This is a genomic window from Ancylobacter tetraedralis, from assembly GCF_014195655.1.
In the GTDB taxonomy this organism is placed as follows: domain Bacteria; phylum Pseudomonadota; class Alphaproteobacteria; order Rhizobiales; family Xanthobacteraceae; genus Ancylobacter; species Ancylobacter tetraedralis.
The window spans coordinates 624,664-644,426 of record NZ_JACICD010000001.1 but is presented as its reverse complement, the minus strand read 5'-3'; the positions used below and the strand labels follow the sequence as shown (position 1 = coordinate 644,426).

The window sequence follows — 19,763 nt, the reverse complement described above, 5'->3', positions numbered from 1 at the left end:
TCTCTCTCGTCAAGCGGCCAAGGTTTCAGGCGTCGGAAAGCGCGAGAGCCGGCGCGACGTTGCCGGCGGCCCGCACGCGGGGGATGACCTCCCCCGCGAAACGGCGCAGCTCGGCGCGCAGCGGCTGGAATTGCAGCATGAACAGCTCGATCCCGGCGCGGTGGAAGGCGAGGATGCGCTCGCTCACCTGGTCGTAGGACCCGACGAGTCCAGCGGCGGTTCCGCCATTGGTGCCGACACGCACCGACTTCGCCATGGTCTGGAACATCACGGTCTTGGGGTCGGCGTGCTTGCGCTGGAGCGCGTGGACGTCCGCATCCTGTTTGGCTAGGTCGACAAGGCGCTCATAGGCCTCGCGCGCCTCGGCCTCCGTCGCGCGGGCGATCACGAAAGCAGAGAGGCCGAAGCGCAGCGGCGCGCCCTCGCGCGGGCGGCGACGCAGATCGGCGATCAGGCTGGCGACATCGGCGAGCGGCTGGCCGTTGATGAACCAGACATCGCTATGGTCAGCCGCCAGCGCCCGGGCGGGCTCGGATTCGCCGCCGATATAGATGGAGGGCCGTGCCCGATGCAGGTCGCGCGGCGTCAGTTTGTAGTCCGTGATCGAGAAATGCTGTCCCTTATGGGTGACGGCCTCGCCTGACAGCAGCCGGGAGACGATCGAAATCCACTCCCGGCCATAGTCGTAGCGGGCATCATGCTCGCCGAAGGCAATGCCGGCCTTCTCGAACTCGGCGCTGTTCCAGGCATTGATGAGGTTGATGCCGAACCGGCCACCGCTGATGTTCTCGATCTGCAGCGCCATCTTGGCGAGGAAGACCGGGTGGAAGATGAACGGCTTGATGGCTGCGATGATCTCGATCCGGCTGGTCAGCGCCGCCAGCGCCGCCGCCGCCGTCCAGGTTTCCAGTTGGTCATGGTCCGGCAGATGGGGATTGACGGTGTGCTGGGCGATCAGCGTCGAATGGAAGCCAAGCTGCTCGGCTTCCAGGATGACCGCCTTGTTGTGCTCCCACGACGCATCGAACGCCTCTTCAGGATCGTTCAACGCCGCGCGCGGACCGTGCACCGGCGCCCATACGCCAAAACGGATACCCTGCAACGCCATCGCCCGCCCCTCAGCTAATAATATATAGAATATATAGGTATTTGTGGGCAGGGTGTCAAATACGTCATCGGCCGTTCGCCGGGTGATGAGTTCGAAGCCGAGGCCAGGGCATCACCGCCGTCTCTGAAGTCGACGGGGACTTGCATTTCCGAGGCGTTTCCCTTGCCGGCGTGATGGCTCCGAAGCCGCATTTTTGCCCCAGGATCAGACGCGCCCGTCGATCCGAACCATGGTCCTTTGAACACGGACGAGGCCCATGACGGCGACCTCGCCCGGCGCGCCGCGGTGCGCTGACATGGATCGCTCTGGGCTCTTCCTCGCAGCTGGGACTATCGATCAGCGGAGTGTCGTCCGGCTCTGCCACCGCGCCAACTATGACGCCCACTGTGGCGTATTCCGTCGCGTTCGACGCCGCTTACATCAACGAAGCTGCGCAGCGCTTCGAGCTTCCTGGCGGCTGGATCCGTGCGGTCCTTCGAGGTGAGAGGGGCGGCAATCCGCGGGCCGCCTCGCCCGTCGGTGCTATAGGTTCGCATCCATCACGGCCTCGCGCCGATGCGGTCAACCCGCGCGATAACATCCGCGTCGGCGCGGCTTACCTGCGGCAACTTTATGACCGCTATGGCAGCATATGCGCACTGCTGGTGGCCTATAATATCGGCCAGCGCGCTATGAGGCGTCGCTTGTCGGCGAGCCTTTGCCGCCGAGGATACGCAACTACATCGCGGCTCTGGCGCCGATCATCGACAATGATTCTGACGCGGCTATCACCGGAACGGTGCGCTCAATCGTGCAAAAATGGCGCAAGGCGCCGCTGTTAATCGCGCAGCCCGAGCGTAGCAATTCAGCCAATGCCGCGCTCCTCGCGCCGCCATCGGGCGTGCTTTTCATTGCACTTTTGCCATCGTCAAGGCGGTACGACCATTAAGACCGGCTTTCGCACGCTGTCGGGCTCTGGCGCTACATGGAGGGCAAGGAGGTGCAGCACAGCGACCACGACCGCACGAGGGCAGGATAAAAGGACGCACATTGCGCGGTGGTCGGGACGATGTTTCTCCATGGGTTTTCTGCGGCCTAGGCACCTTGCGGAGCCGAACCAAAAGTTGCACGCGTCCCTTAGATGGCCGCAAATCGACAAACTTCTACACATTCCGAGGCTTCACCATGAGCGATGAACGCGAGTTCCGCGTCCGTCGCGGCCACATCCGCTCGGCCCGCGCCGAGCAGGCGCGTCCCTTCATCGCCCAGGCTCTCGCCTCGGCTCGAAAGGCCGGCGGCGGGGTTTCTCGCCCCGGCAAGAACGTCTCCGGCAATCGCTCACGCTTCGGTAGCGGACAGGTCGCTAGCCTTCGGACCAGCCGCGCCATCGATCCGCATCGCTTTCGGAATGGCCACGGTCCAGCCCGGCGGGCCGGATCACGCTTGCGACTGATGCACCAGCGCCTCATCCATCTCGTGCCGCCAGGGCGGGTTGGCCCCCACGCGGGTGACCGATATCGCCGCGGCGCGTACCGCGAAGATGAGCGCGGCCTCGATAGCATCAGCGTCCAGCGCCGCGAGCCCGGTAGGCGACAACGCGTCGCGCCGCTCCAGCGCCGCGAGGAAGGCCGCGTTGAAAGTGTCACCGGCACCCACCGTGTCGGCAACCGTCACCGTGGGCGCCGGCGCGGCGACATCGAGGCCAGCCCCTAAGGCACGCGCGCCGCGCGATCCCTGCGTCACCAGAACGAGATGCGGACCCATCGCGTGCACCGCCCGCGCCATCTCGTCCATGTCCCCCTTCCCCATCAGCCAGACGAGATCCTCGTCGGAGAGCTTCACCACATGGGCAAGGCCGATCAGCCGGCCGATGCGCGCGCGATAGGCGGCTTCGTCGCGGATGAAGCCGGGGCGAATATTGGGGTCGAGCATGATCAGCCTGCCCCGGCCGTCGCCAGCGATGCGCGCCGCGAGCGCTTCCAGGGTCGATCCGACCGGCTCGCCGACAAGGCTGATGCCCCCGACGAACAGCGCCCTGACGGAAGACGGAATCTCCGGCAGATCGGCCGGAGTGAGCATGCGACCGGCGGTGTTCTCGTCGAGAAAAAGGTAGTGCGCCTGCCCCTCGACCAGCGTGACGAAGGCCAGCGTCGTCGGGCGGTCGAATGGTCGGCATAGCGAGGTGTCGACACCCGCGCGTGCCAGTTCCGCGCGCAGGTGGTCACCGAACAGGTCGGTGGACAGGCCATACCAGAAGGCGGTCGGCGCACCGAGCCGGCCCGCCGCGATGGCGGTGTTGAACACCGCGCCGCCCGGCAGCGGCAGGAAGGCCCGGCCCTCCGGCGTCTCCCGAGGCACCATGTCGATCAGCGCTTCGCCGGCGCAGAGGATCGCCGGCCCGTTCTTGGAAGGCTCGGTCATGCCCCTGTCCTCAAGCGCGGACGTTCGGCCGCTGAGATTGAGGATGCGATCTTCGTGTGCTGCCTTCTATGCAAGAGGTTTCACCATCCGGCTATCGCGCAGGGCGCCCTGTTGCTCCAGTATTGGATAGGCGACCGAGGCGATGTGAGCGTTGATCCGCTTGAGATCGCGGAGAATGTCGAGATGCAGCGCGCTGGTGGAGACGCTCTCCATCCTCCCGTCGCGAAGCCGCTCATAGTGGCTCTGGGCGGAATTCTGTTCGAAGCGCCGAACGTCGACTTTCAGTTTGACCAGCTGGCGGGCGAGCTCGGGGTCGCGGGCCAGGAACAGGCTCTGGGCGAGGCGCAGGTTCGCGAGGGTGCGCTCGTAGAACGCATCGATCTCGGCGCGCCCCTCAGTGGAGAAGCTGAGATGATGGCGGATCTTTTTCGACACGATCTGCCGCAGGTTGCGATCGATTATGTCGCCGATATGCTCGAGATTGACCGCATAATCGGCGATCTCGCTCGCGCGGGCAGCGTCGGCCTCGCTGAGATTGGCGCGCGACAAGCGCGCGAGATAGAGCTTCACCGCCTCGTTGAGCCGGTCCACCTCGTCGTCGAGTGTGGCGGCGGCGGCGCAGAGCCTTGTGTCGTCGCGACGAAGCGCCTCGAGATTTCCCTCCAGCATGGTAGCCACCCGGTCGCCGATGCGCAGCGTCTCGCGGGCGGCGTTGGCGAGGGCGATCACCGGGGTGTCGATGCCGGCTGGATCGAGATGGCGAGGACCGTCGGGCGCGGCCGGCGCATCGGGGACCAGCCGCCGCATCGCCGCCGCCATCGGATCCAGCAGCGGCAGCCCGATGAGGGCGAGGGCGAGGTTGAACAGGATATGCGCGTCGACCACGAACAGGCCGGCATCGCCGATATGGGGGGCGAGCCACAGCGCCAGCGGGCCGGCCATGGGGAGCACGAGAGCGCAGCCGGCAAGACGGATCGCGAGATTGCCGAGGGTGACGCGCCGTCCGGCCGGCGTGCCCTTGAGGCTGGCGAGCACCGGCGGCACGGCGCCGCCGAGATTGGCGCCGAGCATCAGGGCGAGGGACAGCGGCGGCGCGAGCGTGCCCCCTTCCGCAAGCGCCATCACCAGCAGCACCACGGCGAGGCTGGAGGACGCGGCGCAGGCCAGCATCGCCGCGACGAGAACGGCCAGCACCGGCACCGCGCCGAGTGCCGCCATCAGTGCGGCGAGCACCGGCGCATGGCGCATCGGCTCCGTCGCCTGGCCGAGCAGATGCAGTGCCAGCAGCATCAGCCCGGCGCCGAGCACGGCGCGGGCGCTCGACCGCCACACGCGGGCGCTCGCCAGCGTGAAGGTGGCGAAGCCGGCGGCGATCAGCACCGGCGACAACACCTCCAGGCCGGATGAGAGCAGGCGGGCGACGAGGCTGGTACCGAGATTGGCCCCGAGCATGACCGCCTGCGCCATCGCGCCGGACATATAGCCGCTGCCGGCAAAAGCGGCGGTCATCAGGGCGGACGCCGTGCTGCTCTGCAGGGCGAGCGTGGCGACCAGCCCCACTCCGCAGGCGAGAAAGCGGTTGCGCGTTCCAGCGCCGATCCAGCGTCGCAGGCGCGTCCCGAACGCGCGTTCGACGCCGGTCTTCACCATGCGCAGCCCCCACAGGAGCAGGGCGACCGCGCCCATCAGGTCGAGCATGGGTGACCTCCTCTTTCACAACATGGCGGCATGGGGCCGACTATCCGGTCGGATCAGTTGGCCAGCCTCTCCAGCGCGCCGGGCACATCGGTCCAGCGCTGGACCGTTGTCGACGCGCCATGCTCGAGCAGCCGCTCCGCATGGCTCGGTCCGCAATGCGCCCCGCCGGTGAAGCCGATGACCTCCATTCCCGCCGCCCGGGCCGCCTTCACACCGGCAACGCTGTCTTCGATGACGCAGCAGCGCTCCGCAGGCGTCCCAAACGCCTTGGCGGCGTAGAGGAACAGATCAGGAGCCGGCTTGCCGTGCTCGACGAGAACCGAACTGAAAATGTGCGGCGCAAACTGATCCTTGAGCCCGGTGACGGTGAGCGCCAGATCGAGCTTGGCCGGCGTGCTGCTGGACGCCACGCATTTCGACAGCGGCAGCGACGCCAGAACGGCGCCGGCGTCCGGCAGGGGCTGCAGTTCCGTCCGCAATAGTTCCTTGACGCGGGAGGCCACGGCCTCGGCGAAGTCCTCGCCTAGCGCTCGGCCGGTTTCCCGCTCCACCGTCGCCATGAAGTCGGTTTGCGAGACGCCGGCGAACCGCCTGAGCACGGTTTCCAGCGGGTAGTCGGCAAAGCCGCGCCGGGCAAGTTCCTCGGCGTCGATGCGGCAAGCCAGCAGTTCGCTGTCAACCAGCACGCCGTCGCAATCGCAGATGAAAAGGGAAAAAGGCATCGATGCACTCATGACTTAGACGTTTCTGAAGATTTCGAGAGAGCCGGGGCCGCCATCGAAATCGGCAACCTCGCGCGCAACCGGGGTCTCGTCCGGCTGGACCTGCATGTGATGGAGAATGACCGTCTCGCCCTGGAACAGGATCAGCTCGTAGGAGGGCGGACGGTCGACATAGTCGGTCGCCATGCCGGTGAAAGGGGGCAGCATGGGATGGCAGGTGCCGCGCGCCGCGGAGAAGGAGCGTCCGCGCCGACGCCCGAACACCGGGACATGGACGTGGCCGAAGGCGAGGTGGATGACCTGCGGGTGCCGGTCCAGCAGCGCTTCCAGCTCAGCCCCGTCGGCGAGGAGCATGTAGCGGAAATACTCCATGCCGAGATCGAAGGGCGGATGATGCAGCGCCAGCAGGGTCGGCGTGGTCGGCGCGACGGCAAGCGTCGCCTCAAGCCAGGCGAGGCGGCGCGCGCACAGGCGTCCCGCGCTTGGAAATTCCTCGTCCAGCGTGTCGAGAAAGACCAGCCGCTGATCGCCGAGGTCGATGACGCCCTGCACGAAGCCCGCCCCGTCGTCCTGCGCCTGCGGAAAGACGCGGCGGAAAGGGGTGCGGCTGTCATGATTTCCCAACATCAGGCAGAGCCGCACCGGGAAATCCCCCAGAATCCCGCGCAGCCGCAGATAGGAGGCCTCGTCCCCGCGATCGGTGAGATCGCCGCTGACGAGGCACAGGTCGGCATCGGCATGCTCGCGCCGCACCGTGTCGAGAACCGACCGGAGCCGCGCTTCGGGATCGAAACCCACGACGCGCTCGCCTTCCGGGCAGAGATGGAGATCCGACAGCTGGATGATCTTGCTCATGGGATGATTGCTCCTGCATCCGAAGGGGCGCGCGAGCCGTGAAGCTCGCGCGCCGTTGCCGTCCGGAGACGTCAGTTCTTGGAAAGCGCCAGTCGGCTGGTCAGCTCCACGAGCGAGGCAAGGCCTTCATCCGGCGTAACCTGGCCGCGCATGATCTTGGAAAGCACGACCTTCTGCTCGTCCCAGATGCGCGGGCCGGAGCCGCCGGGATAGCCGAACCAGGGCTTGGCGATCGGCCACTGCTTGAGGCTGGTCGTCCAGTCCGGATTCTCCTTGTAGAAGGTGCCCAGATACTCTGACTCGGTCGTGCGCAGGTTGGTGGGCATGTAGCCCGAGCCCAGCACCACGATCTTCTGACCCTCCGGGCCGGTGGCGAACTTGATGAACTCCCAGGCGGCGCGCTGCTTGGCGGCGTCCTTGGTGAGAACGACCGCCGCGCTGCCGCCCGTCGGCAATCCGCCCTCACCCTTGATGGCCTTGGGATAAGGCGAGGTGCCGAACTGGAACTTGCCGCCGATGGTCTGGCCCATGACGCGGACTTCGGCGGTGGAGCCGATGAAGATGCCCAGCTTGCCGGAGGCGAATTGCTGGATCGCCTGATCCTCGTCGAGGAAGGGCATGCCGGTCTCGACCACCAAGCGGCGCAGCAGCGTCACGGCGCTCTTGCCGCTGTCGTCGCCGAACGTCACCTTGGTGCTGTCGGCATTCATGATGTGGCCGCCGGCGTTCAGGATGAGCGCCTGCCACAGCCAGTCGTCGCCCCATTCATTCGCGGCATAGGACATGCCGTCCGCCTTGCCGGCGGCGGAGATTTTCTTTGCGGTCGAGACGATGCCGTCCCAGCTGCTCAGCGCATCGGCGGAGGCGCCGACAGAGTCGAGCAGATCCTTGTTGTAATAGACGATGGGGGTGGAGGCGGTGAAGGGCAGCGCCCATTGCTTGCCCTGAACCTGGCCGAGCCGCAGCGTCTGCTCGGAATAGTTCGCCTTCACCCAATCGGTGCTTTCCTTGCCCAGGAAATCGCCAATTGGGACGCTCTCGCCGCGCGGCTCCAGCGTGCGGATCAGCTCGTTCAGATAGCTGTAGCCGGAGTACCAGACATCCGGCAGGTTTCCGGTGACCGCGCCACGCAGCATGCGCTGCTGGCCATCGGTGTAGCTGGCGGCCGGCGCCAGATAATTGATCCGGATATCCGGATGCGTCTTCATGAAGGCTTCCGCCAGCGGATCGTGAAAGCGCTTATGCGAGGGCCACGAATATTGCACGTTGAGCGTGATCGGCTCGGCAAGCGCCGGGCCAGCCACCGCGGCAGCGAGGCAGCCCGCCGCGAGGAACTGCATCCATTTGGACATGGGGGATCGTCTCCTGAGCAGAAGATGAAGAAGAATGCGGGAAAGGTGGGCCAGGGGCAGCCGCCTCGGCGGGAGGCGGATGTCTAGGTCATTTGAGGCCCGTCATGGTCAGCCCCTTGATGAACTGACGCTGGGCGATGAGGAAGATCACCATCACCGGGGTCACGGTGACGATCGCTCCCGCCATCAGGGCACCGTAGTCGGTGCCGAGGTCACCATCGCGGAAGTACAGCATACCGAGCGGCGGCGTTGCCATGTCTTGCGACGAGACGACGATCAGCGGCCAATAGAGATCGTTCCAGTGCGCCGTTATCGAGAAAACCGCGAAGGCGGCAATGACGGGGCGCGCGCTCGGCACGATGAGCTTGAGCAGGATCTGGATCTCGCTGAAGCCATCGAGCCGCGCCGCCTGGATGATCTCGTTCGGGAACGCCTTGAACTGTTGCCGAAGCATGAAGATCGCGAAGGGCGAGAAGAGGAAGGGAAAGATCAGCGCGAAATAGCTGTCCAGCGCTCCAGCATAGGCAAGGGCGATGTAGATCGGCAGCATCGGCACCTGAATGGGCACGCACAGCGCCGCGACGACCAGCCCGAACAGCAGGTTACGGCCCGAGAACGGGAACTTCGCCAGTGCATAGGCGGCGGGTATCGACACGGCCAGCTGCAGGAACAGCAGCACCGTCACCACGACAGCGCCGTTGAACAGGAAGCGCGCCATCGGCACCGTGGTGAACGCGCGGTGGAAATTCTCCACCACGATGCCGAATCCCTGCGGCAGGCCGAATGGATCGCTGAAGATCTCCGCCGGTGAGCGCATGACCGTTAGCAACATCCAGGCGAAGGGCAGAAGTATGATCGCGGCAACGACCATGAGAACCGCATTGGCGCCTGCCATGCGCAGCATATCCCTTGAAGCGTTTGGCGCGCTCATGAGTAGTGCACCTTCTTCTCGGCGACGAAGATCTGGAACATCGACAGCGCCGCGATGAACGCCAGGAACAGGATGGACAGCGCCGAGGCGTAGCCCATGTTGGTGTACTGGTAGGCCTCCAGATAGATCTTGTAGAGCAGCGTTTCCGTCGAACCGGCGGGCCCGCCCTGCGTCAGGGCCGCGACCCCATCGAACGCCTGGAAGGCGGTGATCGTCGTGGTGACGACTACGAAGAGGGTCGTCGGCCCCAGCATCGGGAAGGTGATGCGGATGAAGCGATCCCAGCCCGCCTCCATGCCATCGAGGGCGGCCGCGTCGTAGATGTCGGACGACACGGAGGAAAGACCGGCGAGGAACAGGATCGTGGTCTGGCCCACCAGCTGCCAGGCGCCGATGACCGCCAGGGTCGGCAGGGCCGTTGCCGGGTTGGTGAGAAAGTCGATCCGTCCCAGGCCGATCCACACCAGCCAGTCATTGATTGGGCCGATCCGCCCATGCAGCAGGAATTGCCAGACCAGCGCCATGGCGACGAAGGTGCTGGTGGCCGGGAGGAAGAACAGCACTTCGTAAGTGTGCCGCAGCCGCCGACGCTGCTGGATCATGAGCGCGAGAAACAGGCCGAGCAGAACGGCAATCGGCACCACGATGGCAACATAGACGAGCGTGTGGCCGATCGCGCCCAACGCGCGGGCATCGCTGGCGATCTGCAGATAGTTGCCCAGGCCGATGAAGGAGAACTGTATCGCGCCGAGGCTGTAGTCGGTGAAACTCAGCCCGAACACCACGAAGATCGGCGCGACCATCAGCAGGGAAAGAAAGAGGATGGCCGGCCCGGCCAGCAAGAGGCCATGGACCGCGGCCCGGTTCGCGGCCGGCCGTCGCCGGGCACGCGGAAGGACAGAGGTGCCGCTCATCACGACGCCTCCGCATGATGCGGCGCCGGCGCGACGTCGCGGTCGCCCGCGATGTGGGTGAGGCGCGCGCCGCTCTCGTCGAACAGCTTGAGGGCGACGGGATCGAACCCGATCGCCACGCGGGCATCGCCGGGCATTGCGAAACCCGCGAGTTGCGGGCCGGACAGGCGGACGATGACCCGTGGCCCCTCATCCACACGCGCGTGGACCAGCGTCTCATGCCCGATCGGCTCCAGGCGCTCGACCGTCGCCATCCATGACGGGGCAATGGCGCTCCCCTTCCCGCCGACGCGGATCGTCATGTCTTCCGGCCGCACCGCGATCTGCACCGGGCGGTCCGTGGGCTCCGTCATGGTGACGGGAAGATCGCGCCCGAGGCACCGGACGCGACGCCCCGACACGTCGCCCGGCAGGATGTTGATCGCCGGCGTGCCGAGGAACTTGGCCACGGCGATGTGGCGCGGATCATGAAAAATCGTCGTCGGCGTGCCGATCTGCAGCGCCCTTCCATCCATCATCAGCACGATGCGGTCGGCCATGGTCATGGCCTCGGTCTGGTCATGCGTGACATAGATGGTGGTGATGCCAAGACGGCGCTGGAGGTCGACGATCTCACCGCGCATCTCGGTCCGCAGCGCGGCGTCGAGGCTGGAGAGCGGCTCGTCCATCAGGAACAGCCGCGGTTCGCGGATCAGCGCGCGGCCGATGGCGACGCGCTGCTTCTGACCGCCGGAAAGCTGGCCCGGCTTGCGTGCCAGCAGGTGCGAGATGCGCAGCTGCGCCGCGACGCGCTCCACCGCGCTCGAAATCTCGCCGCGAATGGCGCGGCCGCGCGGCAGGAGGGCACCCAGCAACGGCTGCCGCTGCGCCCATGACATCTGCCGCATCACCAGAGGCGCGGCAATGTTGTCGTGGACGCTCATATGCGGATAGAGCGCGAAGCTCTGGAACACCATCGCGATGTCGCGACGGCTCGGCATGACGCCGATGAGACTGGCGCCATCCTCGGTCTCGATGGTGCCTTCCGTCGGCTCCTCGAAACCCGCGAGAATTCGCAGAAGCGTGGACTTGCCGCAGCCCGAAGGGCCGAGCAGGCAGAGAAATTCTCCCGGTATCACATCGAGGTCGAGGCCTCGAAGAACGGTGGTATCGCCGAAATGCTTGCCGAGGCCCCTGATTTTCAGGCCACGCGATGATGTCCCCATTGGCACGGTCGCCCTCTGTTTATGGTGCCGTTTAGTTGCCTGCGCCGTTGCGCCACGGAGCAAAACTCCACGCCTGCGCAGGATCCAGCCCGAATGGGCGCGACGTCCTCATGAGCGGGACGTTAATGGAGCATTACTTCATTTTTATGACGCCATCAATGGAGAAAAACTCCATCAGGCGTCAATGTCGGGTCCGCGAGGCGCCGCGAGCGCGGCAAGCGCCTCCGCGATGTAGACAGCCCGCGGCACCGCGTTGATGTAGCCGCCATAGGCCGGGATGTTCAGCTTCGCCATGGGCAGCACCACATCGGCGTGGCGCGCCAGCGCGCTTTTCGGGTGGCACGTCACCGCGACGCAGTAGGCCCCCGCCGCGCGTGCCGTTCGCAGGAAATCGACGGTGTTGAGGGTCACGCCGGATTCGGAAATGGCGATCGCGGCCGAATGCGGCCCGAGGCCGTTCGCCACCTCGTGAGCGAGGGTGACATCGCGAAAGGCGTGCGCGTTCAGGCGGGAGCGCAAAAGCCGGTAGGAGAACAGTTCGGCAATGATGCCGGAGACGCCCGAGCCATAAATGTCGATGCGATGGAGCGGGCGCAGCCGATCGGCGACCTTCTGCACGAGTGCGAGATCGAGCCCTTCCGCCGTGCGCGTCACCGAGCGGGAAAGTTCGCCAGCCAGCGTCAGCAGCTGGTGCTCGTCCTTCGGCACCGCCTCCGTCCCGACCGTGTCGCGTACGGCCAGTTCGCCAGCCAGCGCCAGCTTGAAATCGGAGAAGCCATTGAACCCCGACATCTGACACAGGCGAATGATGCTGGCCTCGCCAGCGCGGCACAGCCGGCTGAGTTCCTTGAGCGAAAAGCGAACGACCTTCTCCGGGTTCTCGACGATGTACAGCGCCGTGCGCGCCAGAACATTCGGCAGGCTCGGCATGCTGGCTTCGAGATAAGCGAGAGGGCCGGAATATCCGGTGCCCGCCTGGGAATTGCTGGTCGTCGGGGAGTGGCTGTCGCGCGGCATGCTGGTGTTTTACTCCATGACGCGGCCTCTGCCACCCTCCATTTTCCGTCGGGTCAGCCCTCGCTCTCCGCCCCGTTCCTTGCGCCGTCCGCGCTGCGGTAATGCGGATTGAGCAGCGTGAGGATCGGCAGGGTGGCAGCGCCGCGCGCCACGGCGTCCGCGCCGAGATCGGGCCGCATGAGGCGCGGCAGATCACGATTACCGTGCAAGGCGATCGATTCGTGAAGCGGCTCCACCGTCCGGATAAGGGCGTCGATCAGCCAGGCCGGCGCATTGCCGCCGATCATGATCGTCTCGGGATCGAAGAGATTTTCCAGCGTATTGATGCCATCGCGCAGCGGCACGATGGCTTGCTCGATCCACTGCGCCACGAGCGGATGGTCGGCCGCGACGGGATCGCTCAGATCCGGCACCGGACCCGCCCCCCGCGACGCCAGGAATCGCCGCAGCGCCTCGACACTGACATAGGTTTCCAGGCACCCCTTCTTGCCGCAGACGCAGGCGTTCCCGCCGGGAACCGCGATCGTGTGCCCGAGTTCGCCGGCATTTCCCCGGGCGCCAGCCAGGACTACGCCATTGATCATGATGCCGGTGCCAAGTCCGTCGCCGATGTAGAGGTAGACGAAATCGTGCAGCTGGCGCGCGGCGACACCGAAACGCGCTTCGGCGGATATCGCGCATTGGCCGTCATTGGCGAGTGCCACGGGATGGTTCGTCGCCTCCGCCAGCGCACGCTGCAGGGCGAGACCATCCCATCCCGGCAGGCGGGGCGGGCTCATGCGGGGAACGTTAAACGGACCCGGCGTCGCGAGGCCGATACCGAGAAACCGCCCTGCTCCGCCACGGGTCAGGAGCCGGGGAACCATCGCGGCGAGCGTCTGCGCCACCACCGTCACGTCGGCGCTGCCGAGTGGATGCACCTCCTGGTGAAGAACCGCGCCGCCAAGATTCATCACGACCGCGTTCGCCACGCCGAAATCGACGTGAAAGCCGAGAGTAAAAGCGCCATCCGCACGGACGGCGATCGGCTTCGGCGGCTTGCCGACCCGCCGCTCGCCTGACTTTTCCTCCTGCACGAAGCCGAGGGAGAGCAGTTCCTCGACGAGATCGGAAGTTGCCTGCTTCGACAGGCCGGTGATCTCCGAAATGGCGATACGGGGAATGGGGCCGCGAATGCGGACGGTCTCGAGCACCACCCAGAGATTGAGCGATTTGGACTTCACCGCATTCGTCGCGGACAGCATATCAGCACCACTTAAATTAATAAGTCAGTTTGACGGAATAATTATTGACAGCGCAAGGCACCCCTCGCACTCTGGTGGCAAGGCGTAAGTCAAAAGCCAGAAGGGGTCCATCCATGTCTGTCCTGCTGTCGCGTCGCGACATGCTGCTGGCCGCCTGTGCGGCCGGTGCTGCCGCCAGCCTTCCCTTTGACACGGCCCGCGCGTCGGAGGCGCTGAGCGTCTTCGGCCCCCTGCCGCCCGATCCCGCGCCGCCGGGAGCGGCAAAGTTCGCCGAAGCGGCGTTCGAGGCCTGGAAGAAGGCGCACAATGCGCAGGTAAGCTATGATCTGCTCGCCTGGCCGCAGCTGCATGACCGCATGGCCACCGCTTTCGCGTCCGGCTCGGCGCCCTGGAACGTGCTGTATATGTGCGGCTGGGTGCCGGAATTCGCCGCCTTCCTGGCCCCGTTCGCCGACGACCTGCCGAAGGCGCTCGTCGACGACCTCCCGGCCTCCAGCTTCGAGACCGTGACGTGGCAGGGCAAGCGCTACGGCGCGGTATTCACCCTGTCGTTGCTCACCTTGTTCTACAACAAGGAGCACCTCGCCGAGATCGGCTTCAGCGCTGCGCCGAAAAATTGGGACGAGTTCAAGCGCGCGGCAAAGGAACTGACGCGGGCCGGCCGCTACGGCTTCGTCGCCAATTACGGTGATCCAGCCGGCATCGGCGGCACCGCCAGCTACTGGATGGCGTTCCTCCAGCAGGCGGGCGGGAAGATGTATGGCGAGGACGGCCTGCCCGTCTTCAAGGGCGATGCCGGCGTGGCGGCGCTGCAGATGATGATGGACCTGATGCCGGGTTCCGACCCCGGCTCCATCTCCTATGCCGGCATCAACGACGCGACCAACGTGCTGATGGCGGGTCGCGCCTCGATGATGATGAACTGGCCCTTCATGTGGAACGCGGCGCAGGACCCGGCGCAATCGCAGATCGTCGGCAAGCTTGGCAGCGCGATCCTGCCGGCCGGCCCCGCCGGCAGCGCGTCGATCGATGGGACCGATGCCTGGACCGTCAGCAAGACCAGCGCCGATCCGGCTCTCGCCCGCCAGCTCGTCGAGTTCTATCTCGATGCCGACGTACAGAAGCGGCAGGCGCTCGATACGGGCTGGCTACCGATCCGGCTCTCGGTACTCGCCGACCCCGAGGTGCAGCAGAAGCTGCCGAACGCCGCCGTGGTTCTGGAGCAGGCGAAGCACCCTTACAACAGCTTCGTCACCCCCGACTTCAATCAGGTGACTCAGGCGCTGGGCACGGAAGTCCAGAAGGCCCTGCAGGGCCAGAAAACGGCGGCGCAGGCCATCGCGGATGCCTCCGATCTCGTTACCGCCATTGTGAAGCGCCGCGGCTGATCGCCCCGATGCCCTCCCCCGCCACGTATGAACAGCGCCGGCAAACCGCCGGCCTGTTCCTCCTCGCGCCGTCGATCGTCGTGCTGCTGGCGATCCTCGGCTACCCCATTGTGGAATCGCTGCTCCTCGCGTTCCAGAAAGTGCAGCTCGCGGCTGGCGGCATCGACCGGCAGTTCGTGGGACTGGCCAATTTCCAGCGCCTCGTCGCCGACGAGACGTTTCGCCGGGCGCTCTTGAATACCCTCTATTTCGCCGCGGCCGAAGTGGTGCTGGTCGTGCTGATCGCCTTCGCGATCGCCCTGCTCCTCAACCATCCCTTCGGACGCGCCGGGCTGTTCCGCATCCTGCTGGTGGTGCCGTGGGCGATCGCGCCGGTGGCCAATGCCGTGCTGTGGAAGTGGATCCTCAACGCCAATTACGGCGTGCTGAATGGCCTTCTCCAGTCGCTCGGGATCATCGACGTCTATCAGGTGTGGCTCGGCACTCCGGTCTCGGCGCTCAATTTCCTCCTGCTGGTCGATGTGTGGAAGTCGGTGCCCTTCGTCGCGCTGCTGTTGCTCGCCGGCCTCCAGCGCGTGCCCTCCGTCCTCTACAAGGCGGCCTATATGGACGGCGCGAGCCGCCTGCAGACGCTGATGCATGTCACGCTGCCCTCCATGCGGGCCGCCATTGCCGTCGCTGTTGTGCTGCAGACCATCTGGTCGCTGCGCATCTTCGACCTGGTCTTCGTGCTCACACGCGGCGGGCCGGCCGATGCGACGGTGCTGCTGAACTTCCTCGCCTATCGCGTGACCTTCAACTTCCTCGACATCGGTTATGGCGCGGCCATCGCCAACGTCATCTTCGTCATGACCATCCTGCTGGCCATTCTCTACATTCGGCTGGTGCGCCCGGCGGGGGAGGCCGCGCGATGAGCTATGCACATCATCGTCGCGGCGGCTTCAGCCTGCGGCTGCTCACCGGCGCCGGCCTCGTCCTCTTCGTCATCTGGTCAGCGGCGCCGATCCTTTGGCTCGCGCTGTCGAGCGTGCTGGAACAGCGGGCGCTCATCGCCCGGCCGCCCGACCTCTCCCCGCAGAACCTGACACTCTCCAATTTCATCACGGTGATCGGTTCGGCGGCGGCGCTCGGACGTGGCATGCTGAACTCGCTCATCGTCGCGCTGTTTGCCACCCTCGCCTCGCTGGCGCTGGGCGCACCGGCGGCCTATGCGCTGGCCCGGCTCTCGGTGCCGCGCGCGAGTGCCATCGCCTTCCTCGTGCTGGCGACACAGATGCTGCCGAGCATCGCCATCGCCATTCCGCTTTTCCTCGTCATCAGCCGGCTCGGGCTGATCGACAATCTGTTCTCGCTGGGTGTCGTCTACCTCTCGTTCAACCTTCCCATCGTCATCTGGATCCTGCGCAATTTCTTCCTCGGCATTCCCGACGGTCTGGAAAAGGCGGCGGCGATCGACGGGGCCGGGGTGATCGGGACCTTCTGGCACATCGTGCTGCCCATCTCGCTTCCCCCGCTCGGCGCCGCGGCCGTTTTCGCCTTTGTCGAGGCGTGGAACGAGTTCTTCTTCGCGCTGATCCTCACGCGCCAGTCGGCGCAGACCGTCCCGCTGGTGATCGCCGCCTTTGCCGGCCAGTACCAGACCGTGTTCGGCCAGATGATGGCGGCGGCGCTGATCAGCGTCGTGCCGGTGATCCTGCTGGCGGTGCTGTTCCGCGACTGGATCGTGCGCGGCTTCGCCGACGGGATGATGAAAGGATGACCACGGTATGAGTCCCTCCCCCTCCTCCACGCCGCTGGCCATCGAGCTGCGCGGCGTCGCCAAGACGTTCGGCAGCGTGCCGGTCTGTCGCGATGTCGATCTTGCCATCGCCGCCGGCGAATTCGTCACGCTTCTCGGCCCCTCCGGCTGTGGCAAGACGACGACGCTCAACATGGTCGCCGGGCTTGAGGACTGCACGAGCGGCGACATCCTGCTGGCCGGGCGGCGCGTCAACGAGCTCTCGCCGGTCGAGCGCGACGTCGCCATGGTGTTCCAGAACTACGCGCTCTATCCGCATATGACGGTGGCGCAGAACATCGGCTTTACCCTTCGCATGCGCGGCACGCCGCGTGCCGAGATCGACCGGCGGGTGAAGGACGTGACCACCGCGCTCGAACTGTCGCATGTGGTGGATCGTTTGCCGGCGCAGCTTTCCGGCGGGCAGCAGCAGCGGGTGGCGATCGGCCGCGCCATCGTGCGCGAGCCGCGCATCTTCCTGTTCGACGAACCGTTCTCCAATCTCGACGCCGCCCTGCGGGTGAAGATGCGGGCCGAGGTGAAGCAGTTGCACCGCCGGCTGGGCGTCACCTCCCTGTTCGTCACCCATGATCAGGAAGAGGCGATGTCCATCTCGGACCGGATCGCCGTCATGAATCGCGGCCGGGTCGAACAGTTCGGCACGCCGGAGGAAATCTATGCCCGCCCGGCTACCCGCTATGTCGCGTCCTTCATCGGCAATCCGCAGATCGAATTGCTGTCGGGAATCGTGGAGGCGCACGAAGGCGGCCCCGTGGTGCGTATCGGCAGCGAACTGGTGCGATTGGCGTCCTCCCTCAACACGCCGGCCGGCCGCTCCGTCGATATCGGCGTGCGGCCGGAGCATGTGAGGCTAGGCTCGGGGACGCTCGCCGGCCGCGTCCGCCTGGTTCAGCCCGTTGGGCCATCCAGCCATGTCGTCATCGAGTGGGACGGCGGATCGCTGATTGCCGCCCAGCCGGGGTTCTGCAGACTTCAGCCCGGCGAGCCCATCCGAGCCGAGATTTCCGCAGCCGACGTGATGGTCTTCGATCACGCCAGCGGGGTGCGACTTTCCCAAGGAATGCCGAGAGCGAATTAATAAGTCCGTTTGACGGAATAATTATTGACAGCATGGCAGGCTCTCGGCAATCTGGCGATGTCAGCAATGAAGTAAGGCATTCATGGCCGTCGTCCCGGCCGGGCGGTTGATCATCCAAGCCGCCCACTAAGACACGAAACCATCATTCGCTCGTTCCCGCGGTGAGGTCGCCTCCCCTCGGCGGCCGAATGCGATCGAACTTCTCTTCAGACATGCATGGCATCGGCCGCTGCGGCATTGCGCGCGCAGGCCGGGCGCCCGCACGCCATCAACACACGACAGGTGATCCATGAACCAGCCCGTGCTGCCGAACTCGCTCGAGGGGCGCGACGTCGCCGTCCATCTGCATTCGCAGACCAATCCGCGGCAAATGGAGGAAAACGGGCCGATCGTGATCACCCGCGGCGAAGGCATCCGCGTCTACGATGCCGCCGGAAAGCCCTATATCGACGCCATGGCGGGGCTGTGGTGCGCCTCGCTGGGCTTTGCCAATGAGCGCCTCGCCGCTGCGGCAAGCCGGCAATATGCCGAGCTCGGCTTCTACCACACCTTCTTCCAGCGCACCCTGCCGGGGGCGACAGAGCTGGCCGAGAAGCTGGTCGACCTCACCGGCATGACCGGCGGCAAGGCCTATTTCGCCACCTCCGGCTCGGAGGCGAACGAGACCATGGTGAAGCTCGCCTGGGTCTACCATACGGTGCGGGGCAAGCCGACCAAGCGCAAGGTGATCGCGCGCGACCGCGCCTTCCACGGCTCCACCATCGCGGCGGCCTCCATGTGCGGCCTCGGCTTCATGCACCGCGAATTCGGCCTGCCGCTGCCGGGCTTCCTGCACACGCTGTGTCCCGACGCCTATCGCGGCATGCTGGAGGGCGAGGACGAGGCCGCCTTCGTCGAGCGGCTCGCGCGCGAGCTGGAATCCCTCATCCTGCGCGAGGGCGCGGATTCCATCGCCGCCTTCATCGCCGAGCCGATCCATGCCGGTGGTGGCATCATCCTGCCGCCCGCCGGCTATTTTCCTCGGATCCAGCAGATCCTGAAGAAGTACGACATTCTCTTTCTCGATGATGAGATCGTCTGCGGCTTCGGGCGCACGGGGGAATGGTTCGGCAAGGACACGGTCGGCGCAAGCCCGGACATGATGGCGCTCGCCAAGGGGCTCTCCTCCGCCTATTTCCCGATCTCGGCTGTCGTGTTGGCGCCCGCGATCTATGAAGCCGTGAAGGAATTCAACAAAGCCGGCGGCAATTTCGGCCATGGCTTCACAAATTCGGGTCACCCGGTGGGCGTGGCGGTCGCGCTCGAAGCCATCGCCATCTATGAGGAAATGAACATCGTCGAGCACGTTCGGGCGATGGGCGCACGCCTTCGCGGCCATTTCGAGCGCATCGGCCGCGCGTCGCCCATCGTGGGGCAGGTGCGCGGCGCCGGCCTGATGCTGGGCATCGAGCTGGTTGCGGACAAGGCGAGCCGCACGCCCTTCGATCCGCATCTGCAGGTGGGCATGGCCTTCGACCGCATCGCCTATGGCAACGGCCTGGTGGCGCGCTGCATGGGCGACGTGCTGGGCTTCTCCCCGCCGCTCATCGTGACCGAGAGCGACGTGGATGAGATCGCCGAACGTTGCGAGACCAGCCTTCATCAGCTCGAGCGGCAGCTGGGTTGCTTACCTTGATGTGAGCGGCTTCCCCGCTGGAACATCCACGCTGTGAGGCCATGTCACGCAGGCGACGGGCAAGTATCACGCCGTGTGATGCGCCCTCACAACCCCAGCCCCTCTGCCGACCGCGATCGCACTCGATCCCGCCATCGCTTCGTGTGAGGCCCTCACATGGCGGCCGATCTGCTTGTCGAAGACCGGCTGCAAGGGCGTGAGCTGGAAGCCGAGACCCATCCTCCAGCATGGCGAAGCGGCCGAAGACGAGCTGAAGCTGGCGGATGCCGGTGCCCGAGACATATTCGCCGCGACCGGAAGGCCGGTAGGTCAGGCTGGTCGACTTGGCGAGGTGGGCGGCGACGCGCTCCGTCTCGCGGCGCTGGAGCCGGTTGATGA

18 protein-coding genes and 2 pseudogenes are annotated in these 19,763 nt (G+C 65.8%); 7 read left to right on the top strand and 13 right to left on the bottom strand.

All coding sequences use genetic code 11. The features are described 5' to 3' along the window. Positions 1 to 25: 25 nt before the first annotated feature. Positions 26 to 1,108 carry an LLM class flavin-dependent oxidoreductase gene (locus FHS55_RS02920; RefSeq protein WP_183188163.1) on the bottom strand — a complete coding sequence of 361 codons (1,083 nt, stop codon included), beginning with the start codon at positions 1,106 to 1,108 and terminating at the stop codon, positions 26 to 28. A gap of 374 nt (positions 1,109 to 1,482) precedes the next feature. Between FHS55_RS02920 and FHS55_RS23890 the strand changes: the two are divergent. After that, a pseudogene (locus tag FHS55_RS23890) lies at positions 1,483 to 1,737 on the top strand (transglycosylase SLT domain-containing protein); the annotation flags it as partial. An 88-nt stretch (positions 1,738 to 1,825) separates the two neighbouring features. Here the strand turns inward: FHS55_RS23890 and FHS55_RS23325 are convergent. Then, positions 1,826 to 1,999, bottom strand: a complete 174-nt coding sequence (locus FHS55_RS23325; protein ID WP_246339775.1) for a hypothetical protein — start codon at positions 1,997 to 1,999, stop codon at positions 1,826 to 1,828. Positions 2,000 to 2,272: 273 nt separating this feature from the next. Between FHS55_RS23325 and FHS55_RS23320 the strand changes: the two are divergent. Then, positions 2,273 to 2,456, top strand: a pseudogene (locus tag FHS55_RS23320) (type VI secretion protein); the annotation flags it as partial. Between the two features lie 68 nt (positions 2,457 to 2,524). Here the strand turns inward: FHS55_RS23320 and FHS55_RS02910 are convergent. The 10 genes from FHS55_RS02910 to FHS55_RS02865 form a co-directional block, all read right to left on the bottom strand. Then, positions 2,525 to 3,508 carry a carbohydrate kinase family protein gene (locus tag FHS55_RS02910; protein ID WP_183188161.1) on the bottom strand — a complete coding sequence of 328 codons (984 nt, stop codon included), beginning with the start codon at positions 3,506 to 3,508 and terminating at the stop codon, positions 2,525 to 2,527. 66 nt (positions 3,509 to 3,574) lie between these two features. Then, entirely contained in the window at positions 3,575 to 5,206 is a 1,632-nt protein-coding gene (locus FHS55_RS02905) for a Na/Pi cotransporter family protein (protein WP_183188160.1), read from the bottom strand. A gap of 53 nt (positions 5,207 to 5,259) precedes the next feature. Next, complete coding sequence (locus tag FHS55_RS02900) at positions 5,260 to 5,928, bottom strand: HAD family hydrolase (protein WP_183188159.1); 669 nt, start codon at positions 5,926 to 5,928, stop codon at positions 5,260 to 5,262. 15 nt (positions 5,929 to 5,943) lie between these two features. Next, a complete protein-coding gene (locus FHS55_RS02895; protein ID WP_183188158.1) occupies positions 5,944 to 6,783 on the bottom strand; it encodes a phosphodiesterase in 840 nt (279 codons plus the stop codon). A gap of 71 nt (positions 6,784 to 6,854) precedes the next feature. Continuing rightward, positions 6,855 to 8,135 (bottom strand): ABC transporter substrate-binding protein, encoded by a 1,281-nt coding sequence (locus FHS55_RS02890; protein WP_183188157.1) that lies wholly within the window; start codon positions 8,133 to 8,135, stop codon positions 6,855 to 6,857. 88 nt (positions 8,136 to 8,223) lie between these two features. Beyond that, on the bottom strand, positions 8,224 to 9,039 hold the full coding sequence (locus tag FHS55_RS02885; protein ID WP_183188613.1) for a carbohydrate ABC transporter permease: 816 nt from the start codon (positions 9,037 to 9,039) through the stop codon (positions 8,224 to 8,226). A 23-nt stretch (positions 9,040 to 9,062) separates the two neighbouring features. After that, positions 9,063 to 9,980 (bottom strand): carbohydrate ABC transporter permease, encoded by a 918-nt coding sequence (locus tag FHS55_RS02880; protein ID WP_183188156.1) that lies wholly within the window; start codon positions 9,978 to 9,980, stop codon positions 9,063 to 9,065. Further along, on the bottom strand, positions 9,980 to 11,185 hold the full coding sequence (locus tag FHS55_RS02875; RefSeq protein ID WP_183188155.1) for an ABC transporter ATP-binding protein: 1,206 nt from the start codon (positions 11,183 to 11,185) through the stop codon (positions 9,980 to 9,982). Before FHS55_RS02875 ends, FHS55_RS02880 begins: the two co-directional genes overlap by 1 nt. Before the next feature lie 174 nt (positions 11,186 to 11,359). Next, positions 11,360 to 12,202, bottom strand: a complete 843-nt coding sequence (locus FHS55_RS02870; protein WP_183188154.1) for a MurR/RpiR family transcriptional regulator — start codon at positions 12,200 to 12,202, stop codon at positions 11,360 to 11,362. A 53-nt stretch (positions 12,203 to 12,255) separates the two neighbouring features. Next, a complete protein-coding gene (locus FHS55_RS02865; protein ID WP_183188153.1) occupies positions 12,256 to 13,446 on the bottom strand; it encodes an ROK family transcriptional regulator in 1,191 nt (396 codons plus the stop codon). Between the two features lie 113 nt (positions 13,447 to 13,559). Between FHS55_RS02865 and FHS55_RS02860 the strand changes: the two genes are divergently transcribed. From FHS55_RS02860 to FHS55_RS02840, 5 genes are all read left to right on the top strand, one after another. Beyond that, positions 13,560 to 14,834 (top strand): extracellular solute-binding protein, encoded by a 1,275-nt coding sequence (locus tag FHS55_RS02860; RefSeq protein WP_183188152.1) that lies wholly within the window; start codon positions 13,560 to 13,562, stop codon positions 14,832 to 14,834. An 8-nt stretch (positions 14,835 to 14,842) separates the two neighbouring features. Beyond that, the gene (locus FHS55_RS02855) at positions 14,843 to 15,748 is read left to right on the top strand and encodes a carbohydrate ABC transporter permease (RefSeq protein WP_183188151.1); all 906 of its coding nucleotides are present in this window, start codon (positions 14,843 to 14,845) and stop codon (positions 15,746 to 15,748) included. Then, positions 15,745 to 16,593, top strand: coding sequence for a carbohydrate ABC transporter permease (locus FHS55_RS02850; RefSeq protein WP_183188150.1), 849 nt, complete (start codon positions 15,745 to 15,747; stop codon positions 16,591 to 16,593). Before FHS55_RS02855 ends, FHS55_RS02850 begins: the two co-directional genes overlap by 4 nt. A gap of 7 nt (positions 16,594 to 16,600) precedes the next feature. After that, positions 16,601 to 17,710, top strand: a complete 1,110-nt coding sequence (locus tag FHS55_RS02845) for an ABC transporter ATP-binding protein (RefSeq protein ID WP_183188149.1) — start codon at positions 16,601 to 16,603, stop codon at positions 17,708 to 17,710. A 289-nt stretch (positions 17,711 to 17,999) separates the two neighbouring features. Then, positions 18,000 to 19,385 carry an aminotransferase gene (locus tag FHS55_RS02840; protein ID WP_183188148.1) on the top strand — a complete coding sequence of 462 codons (1,386 nt, stop codon included), beginning with the start codon at positions 18,000 to 18,002 and terminating at the stop codon, positions 19,383 to 19,385. Here the strand turns inward: FHS55_RS02840 and FHS55_RS23885 are convergent. Then, entirely contained in the window at positions 19,294 to 19,761 is a 468-nt protein-coding gene (locus tag FHS55_RS23885) for a DUF3363 domain-containing protein (RefSeq protein ID WP_425485781.1), read from the bottom strand. The genes FHS55_RS02840 and FHS55_RS23885 overlap by 92 nt on opposite strands. Positions 19,762 to 19,763 lie beyond the last annotated feature (2 nt).